Annotated in this window: 8 protein-coding genes and 1 pseudogene; 8 read left to right on the top strand and 1 reads right to left on the bottom strand. The window is 40.1% G+C overall.

The features are described from left to right. Window positions 1-247 precede the first annotated feature (247 nt). The 4 genes from JCM14505_RS09820 (at window position 248) to JCM14505_RS08300 (ending at window position 2553) form a co-directional block, all read left to right on the top strand. Window positions 248-667, top strand: coding sequence for an AlbA family DNA-binding domain-containing protein (locus JCM14505_RS09820; RefSeq protein WP_225352330.1), 420 nt, complete (start codon window positions 248-250; stop codon window positions 665-667). Beyond that, entirely contained in the window at window positions 661-1464 is an 804-nt protein-coding gene (locus JCM14505_RS09815) for an ATP-binding protein (RefSeq protein WP_054654026.1), read from the top strand. Before JCM14505_RS09820 ends, JCM14505_RS09815 begins: the two co-directional genes overlap by 7 nt. A gap of 117 nt (window positions 1465-1581) precedes the next feature. Continuing rightward, window positions 1582-2220, top strand: coding sequence for a nitroreductase (locus JCM14505_RS08305; protein WP_054654024.1), 639 nt, complete (start codon window positions 1582-1584; stop codon window positions 2218-2220). A gap of 12 nt (window positions 2221-2232) precedes the next feature. After that, window positions 2233-2553 (top strand): putative quinol monooxygenase, encoded by a 321-nt coding sequence (locus JCM14505_RS08300; protein WP_054654022.1) that lies wholly within the window; start codon window positions 2233-2235, stop codon window positions 2551-2553. 36 nt (window positions 2554-2589) lie between these two features. On the opposite strand, the gene JCM14505_RS08295 is transcribed toward JCM14505_RS08300, so the two are convergent. Next, window positions 2590-3429 (bottom strand): DUF2325 domain-containing protein, encoded by an 840-nt coding sequence (locus tag JCM14505_RS08295; RefSeq protein ID WP_054654020.1) that lies wholly within the window; start codon window positions 3427-3429, stop codon window positions 2590-2592. A gap of 99 nt (window positions 3430-3528) precedes the next feature. Between JCM14505_RS08295 and JCM14505_RS08290 the strand changes: the two genes are divergently transcribed. The 4 genes and pseudogenes from JCM14505_RS08290 to JCM14505_RS08275 form a co-directional block, all read left to right on the top strand. Next, on the top strand, window positions 3529-4107 hold the full coding sequence (locus JCM14505_RS08290; protein ID WP_054654018.1) for a uracil-DNA glycosylase family protein: 579 nt from the start codon (window positions 3529-3531) through the stop codon (window positions 4105-4107). A gap of 606 nt (window positions 4108-4713) precedes the next feature. After that, window positions 4714-5235 (top strand): TetR/AcrR family transcriptional regulator, encoded by a 522-nt coding sequence (locus JCM14505_RS08285; protein ID WP_225352329.1) that lies wholly within the window; start codon window positions 4714-4716, stop codon window positions 5233-5235. A gap of 115 nt (window positions 5236-5350) precedes the next feature. Beyond that, window positions 5351-6102: pseudogene (locus JCM14505_RS08280) on the top strand (carboxymuconolactone decarboxylase family protein). A gap of 206 nt (window positions 6103-6308) precedes the next feature. Further along, window positions 6309-6651 (top strand): KxYKxGKxW signal peptide domain-containing protein (locus tag JCM14505_RS08275; protein ID WP_173571633.1); only part of this gene is annotated, 343 nt, incomplete at its 3' end.

Genomic DNA, 6651 nt, shown 5'->3' with positions numbered 1-6651 from the left:
CATAAAAAGGAATGGCGAAATGCCATTCCTTTTTTCGTATATCTAAATTGCTTTTGAATCGAAAGCAATTTTTAAATAGCAAATTAATAAAAAGGTTTTGTATAATGAGGATAATAACTTTAGTGTTAATGTAAGGGGGGAAAAATATTAATGCAAAATGAAGATAATCGGATTGAATATAAACGTGAATTAAATAGTAAGGTCAAACGGGAGATTGTGAGTTTTTTTAAATACTAATGGGGGGACAATTTATTTAGGAGTTGATGATGAGACACGACAACCATTAACAATCTCTGAGTCAAAACGCCATGAATGGGAAGAAAAACTAAGCCAGTGGTATACGACCGCTTTTTATCCGACGCCATTTAGTTTGATTGAAATTAATCCTAATGATGATATTTTTAATATTAAAGTAAAACCGGGGCGGCATAAACCCTATGCTATCAATGGAGAGGGATTTACTCCACAAGGGGTTTATGTACGGAATGGTAGTTCGGCGGTTAAGGCTAGTAATGAATTAATTAAGCGGATGATTCAGCAAAACCAAGGCAATGATGAGTTTGATTCTGAGCAGTCAACAAATCAAATTTTGACATTTGTGGAACTAGAAAAAAACGGCTTTAGGAAAAAAAGATTGAATTTAATCCAAAAGCCCTGCGAATGTTAAATAAATCAAACGTTTATAATAATGCGGAGTTACTAGTAAGTGATCAAAATCCGATTATTACTAAATTGGCCATTTATGATGGTACAACGGTGATGAATTTTAAGGATAAGCGAGAATTTTCCGGGCCATTAACAACTCAACTTGATGAGTTAATGTACTTCATTGATTTAAATAATCATACTAAAATTAAAATTGATGGAAGTCTTCAGCGACATGAGGTAAGAGATTATCCTGTAACAGCAATTCGAGAATCGATTGTTAATGCGTTTGCTCATCGGGATTATTTACTGCATTCGACAATTAAGGTTGAAATATTTGATGATCGAATGGAAATTTTATCGCCAGGTGGAATTCCCGATGGTTTGACCCTAGAAGAAGTAAAAACGGGGATGACGGCAGTTCGAAATCCCCAGTTGGTTCACATTTTAGATAAACTGAAATATATCGAAAATTACGGAACTGGGATTCGTCGTATTTATGAATCATATCAGCAAACGATAAAATCACCTGAATTTTCAGTGAATCAAAATTCGTTTAAAGTAACGTTACCAAATATTAATTGGAATCATCCAGTTCAAATTAAACCGATAGTAGTTCAGAATGGTAGAAGGGTGACGGAAAATGATGTGTTATCATTGCTATCCCAGCATCAACAATTAACCAATAAACAAATTCAAGCTACTTTAGGAATTAGTCCCTACCATGCGCGAAAATTATTATTAGGTTTGATTCAGCAAGGAAAAGTAGTTAAACTAGGGGCATCAGTAAACACGGTATACCAAAAATTAAATAACTAAGATTAACGGAACCGGGGCGTAGTTTGTGCCAGTTCCGTTTTATTGCAACAAAACATTGACACGGTGTCAGAATGGTGTGTTAATAAACCTAACTTAAAGATATGTTGAGGTGAGAAAATGGAATTTAATGAATTAATTCAAGCACGACATTCCGTCCGGGATTTTCAAAAGCAACCGGTGAGTGAAAGTGATTTGCGGACAATTATTAGCCAAGCCCAAATGTCACCATCATGGGTGAATTCTCAACCATGGCAGGTCTATGTTGCTAACGGTGAGACGGCAACCAAAATTCGCACGGCTTATGCTAAGGGAGCTGCGGACGGGATTAAGGGCCATCCTGATTTACCATTAACCCACCGGGCGGATTGGTCAGCGACGGCGCAAGCGAATATGGCTAATTTTGCCGCCGAACGTGATGCAATGGGAATTGGGGAAACGTTTGTTACTAGTGAAGCTGAAGTGTTCCAGGCGCCAACGCTGGTCTTTTTAACGATTGCAAAGCCAAGCAATCCATGGTCATTGTATGATTTAGGATTATTCAGTCAATCCTTAATGTTAGCGGCGAAGAACTTAGGGATTGATTCGATTCCAGCATACAACATTGTGCGATATCCCGATATTTTACGGGAAGTAATGGAAATTCCAGCAGACCAAGTAATTGTGATGGGAATTGCGTTAGGCTATGCGACTGATAATCCAATTAACACCTTTCAACCACAGCGCCAAGCAGTTGATGAAGTCTTAACAATTAAGTAAGGATGACGAAACATGATTACGCTAAATTTTTATTACACAGGGAAAGCAGATAACGCCCAAAAGTTTATGCAAGAAATGGAAGCAAGCGGGATTGCAGAGCGGATTCGCCAAGTCCCAGGGAATTTACGGTATGATTATTTCCAACCGGTTAGTGATCCGGAAACAATTTTGTTAATCGATAGTTGGGAAAATCAAGCGACAATTGATGCGCATCATGCGAGTCCGATGATGCAAGAATTGGCTCAATTACGGGAAAAGTATGATTTACATATGCATGTTGAACGTTATGTCAGCGAAGACCTCGGCCAAGATGCCCAGTTTATTCGAAAATAAAAACAACCGGTAGTCGTCATTGCGGCTTCCGGTTGTTTACTTAGTTGGATATTCAATTTGACTATGGGGCGTTTCATACGCCGGTAGTTGATGTTCGGCTCGGTATAAGGCCCGGACAAAAGCGCCATTGGCTTTATTTTTAGTGACCACGGCGTATTTTTGAATCGCCAGTTTTTTAATTAAATCACGGGTTGACCAAGTGGTGGCGTGGCTCGCAAAAGCAGTAATTACAATGACTAAGTCGGCACTTTGTAACTGCCCAATTAACCATTTTTTAGTCGTCGAAAACCCTTCAACGACTTTGGCGACACCGTGGTATTGGGCAACTAATTGTTCATAGATTTCATGGTCTTGTGATTGCCCCACGACGACCGCTACGGTTTGACCATGTAAGTCTAAATCGAGTTGACTATCTGCGACTAAATTGGCGGGCAGAGCGGCAGGATAATATTGCCGGACGTAGATTTGCTCTGGCGTCTGTTTAAACCACGCGAGATCGACTTGATCGTTGGGGACTGCAGGAACGTCATTCATAAAATCTGTCACCGGGACGGGAGCTGGTAACCAACGATTCGTTGCGACTAATTGGCCGTTAAGTTCGGTAATCTTCGCTTTACTAATCGTGGTAATAGCGACTTGGTTCATGAGATCACCATAATCACTAATTAGTTCAGGTAAAACTCGATTAATTTTCGGTTGTTTGGGTTTGGGGATAATGACTAGTTTGCCAGATTTTAATTTCCAGGCGTGGCAATCTTCCTCATTTAGTATCGTGATTAATTCACCATTTGCATCCACAACCATCGCCCCAAGCGGTTGGCGGATAACTAAAAAGGTATCTCTAGCTCTTAACCGTGGATCAGTTGATTGAAACATGCTTCGCCTCCTTGAATCGTTCGTAAAGTTTAATTATAACCCGGAATTGACAAGGTGGGGGCAAAAATGATAAGACTATGTAAAACGAGGAGGTAGCAGATGAATTACGAAACTTTAGTGCAAGCGATTATGGCGGATCCGGCTAATCAAACGTATACTAAGCAAGGAATTAAACCCTTGTTTTCAGTTCCCGATACGGCGCGCATTACTATTATTGCCCAAGCGCCAGGAATTCGTGCGCAAGAATCAGGACTATATTTTAATGATCCAAGTGGTGATAATTTACGGGCGTGGATGGGGATTGATCGCGAAGTATTTTATGACTCGGGCTTAATTGCCGTGGTCCCGATGGATTATTATTTTCCCGGGGCGGGGAAGTCCGGTGATTTGCCACCGCGGAAAGGGTTCGCTGACAAGTGGCACCCGGAAACGTTAAAATTATTACCGAATAACCAATTAACGCTATTGGTGGGCAGTTATTCACAACATTATTATCTCCACCAAAAAGCCAGTGTGAAGTTAACTGAAACCGTCCGCAATTATCAACAGTATCTACCGGATTATTTCCCGTTAGTTCACCCATCGCCACGGAATAATATTTGGCAAAAGAAGAATCCATGGTTTATGGCGGAAGTAATCCCAGCATTGCAACAGCGGGTGCGTGAAATCTTAAAATAGTTGTGGATAAAAATAAACTGAATGCTCGTTAGTCACAATTTGGGACGGAAAAAGTGGATAACTAATGGTTTAAGGTGTTGAAAAGTTTTTTTTCACAAGAAAACCGAATAAAAAAGTTTAAAAATTTTTTATAGCTTGAAACGTGATAAGACCGGCATTTAAGCGGGTTGATATCTTTGAATATGTATTCGCAAGGTCAGGAACTTATGGTATCTTGTAATGGCGCAGTTAGATTATGGTTAATAGGTTTACGAGTGGTTACTTGGGGAGCATTTTTAAAGGCAATGACCATGGGGGAGCATGGTACTAACCAACGTAAATTGTCCCAGCAATAAATACCGATATTCCTCTACCATTATTGGCTGGGAAGTGGGGAGAGCGATGGTTCCTTACTTCAATGATATTAATCATAGTCATAAAACCCGTCCCGATTAATTTGGGGACGGGTTTTACTTTGGAAGATAAAAGCTAATTGAATTAAAAAGCTTGGTGAGCTTTGGAGTGACTAACTTTTTTTATTTTGATTCAATTGACATTGTGTCAGGACAGGGATATGATAAGGAGTAATGACAGACTGTCAATTAAGAGTGAAAGTGAGATTTTATTATGCCACGAGGATCAGCGGCGTTAACGGCTGCCCGGCAAACGGAAATTATTAATGCCTGTGAGCAGTTATACCAAACCAAAAGTTTCAAGGAAATTACGCTCAAGGAAATTAGTACGGTGACATCCTTTACCCGCACGTCAATTTATAACTACTTCCAAACGAAGGAAGAAATTTTCTTGGCGATGTTTAAACGTGAATATGATCGGTGGAACTTGGATTTAACGACCCTACTAAATGAAAATGGTTCGTTAACGAAAGCTCAATTAGCTACCAAGCTTAGTGACTCGCTAGTTAAACGACTCCAATTATTAAAGTTATTAGCGATGAATAATTTTGATATGGAAGAAAATAGTCGTCCTGAGAATTTAGCGAAATTTAAAGCTTCGTATGGCGATTCATTACGCTTGATGGGGGAAATTGTGACTAAGTTCTGTCCGGAAAAAAACGCTGGTCGAAGTGCAACAATTCGTCTATACTTTTTTTCCCGTTTATGTTTGGTATTTATCCATATACTACGGTGACGGAGAAACAACGAACAGCGATGGAGGCCGCTCAAGTTCAATATGTCTATCAGTCCGTGGCAGAATTAGTAGAGACGGTCTGTTTAAAATTATTGTAGGGAGGAATCTGAAATGAGTGAAAAAAATTGTTCAAACGGCTGGGCGGGATCAATTAGGTGAATTAGCCCAATGTTTGCCCACTTAAATGATGATGTTTTGTTCGGTGAAGTTTGGAATGCACAGGCCATCGATGTAAAGACGAAGTGTATTATCACGGTGGTATCATTAATGGCGTCTGGGATTACCGATTCGTCATTAACGTATCACTTACAAAATGCCAAGAACCATGGGGTAACCAAGGAAGAAATCGTTGCGATTGTGACGCATGCCACGATGTATCTTGGTTGGCCAAAGGGGTGGGCTGTCTTTAACCAAATTAAGGAAGTTTGGGCAACGGATGAACCGGCCTTAACGGATAAAGATCGCTATCAACAAACAATTGCCTTTCCGGTTGGTGACCCCAATCCATACGGCGAGTTCTTTACTGGCCAAAGTTACTTAGCGCCGGTATCCGAACAACAAGTGCCAATTTTCAATGTAACCTTTGAACCGGGATGCCGGAATAATTGGCATATTCATCATGCTAAGCGTGGTGGCGGTCAAATGTTAATTGGAGTTGGTGGCCGTGGTTATTACCAAGAATGGGGCAAGGATCCGGTTGAGATTTTATCTGGAACGGTAATTAATATTCCAGCTGGAGTAAAGCACTGGCATGGGGCAGCTCCTAATGAATGGTTCTCGCACTTAGCGATTGAAGTAGCGGGTGAAGATACTAGTAATGAGTGGTTGGAACCAGTGAGTGATGAGGAATACAGTAAGTTAAAATAATTCGATGAAGACGCGGTCAGAGATGACGGCGTTTTTTGATAGCTTGCGAAATAACTTTTATATTACAGAAATGTTACTAGCTTTAAGGTTAATTAACATACTGTCGTAAAATCTAGCAATTCAGCCTGCTAATCGATAGACTAATGAAAGTAAATTAAATGTACTGAAGATTAAAAAGTGAATGTTGAAAAGGATTTTTAAAAATTATGAAAGAAAAGAAGCACTATAAGTTATATAAGAGTGGAAAGGTATGGAAGACGGTTGCATTAACCGCTGCCACGGTAGCGAGTGTTTTCTCTGCCACAACTTTAACTGGTAATGCTGATACTACTAATGCAAGCACGCAAGGATCGACGCCAGCTAATCAACAAGCAACGGTAGCAACGACGGCATCGGATTCTAATACAGTTGATACAAATAAGACTAACGTACAAACACCAGCAGCATCTCCAGTAGCAAACGATACTACTGCTTCCGATTCAGCAGTTAAGACTGGTTGGCAACAAGCTGCTGATAAGTCATGGACGTACTACAATAATGATGGAAAAG

This window comes from Limosilactobacillus equigenerosi DSM 18793 = JCM 14505 (genome assembly GCF_001311375.1).
In the GTDB taxonomy this organism is placed as follows: domain Bacteria; phylum Bacillota; class Bacilli; order Lactobacillales; family Lactobacillaceae; genus Limosilactobacillus; species Limosilactobacillus equigenerosi.
This window is presented reverse-complemented; position numbering and strand designations above follow the sequence as displayed.

Bases quoted from the DNA above. Each gene is read 5' to 3' on its own strand.
- JCM14505_RS08295 (WP_054654020.1), bottom strand. From the start codon at position 3,429: ATGTTTCAATCAACTGATCCACGGTTAAGAGCTAGAGATACCTTTTTA.
- JCM14505_RS08290 (WP_054654018.1), top strand. From the start codon at position 3,529: ATGAATTACGAAACTTTAGTGCAAGCGATTATGGCGGATCCGGCTAAT.
- JCM14505_RS09815 (WP_054654026.1), top strand. From the start codon at position 661: ATGTTAAATAAATCAAACGTTTATAATAATGCGGAGTTACTAGTAAGT.
- JCM14505_RS08305 (WP_054654024.1), top strand. From the start codon at position 1,582: ATGGAATTTAATGAATTAATTCAAGCACGACATTCCGTCCGGGATTTT.
- JCM14505_RS08300 (WP_054654022.1), top strand. From the start codon at position 2,233: ATGATTACGCTAAATTTTTATTACACAGGGAAAGCAGATAACGCCCAA.
- JCM14505_RS08285 (WP_225352329.1), top strand. From the start codon at position 4,714: ATGCCACGAGGATCAGCGGCGTTAACGGCTGCCCGGCAAACGGAAATT.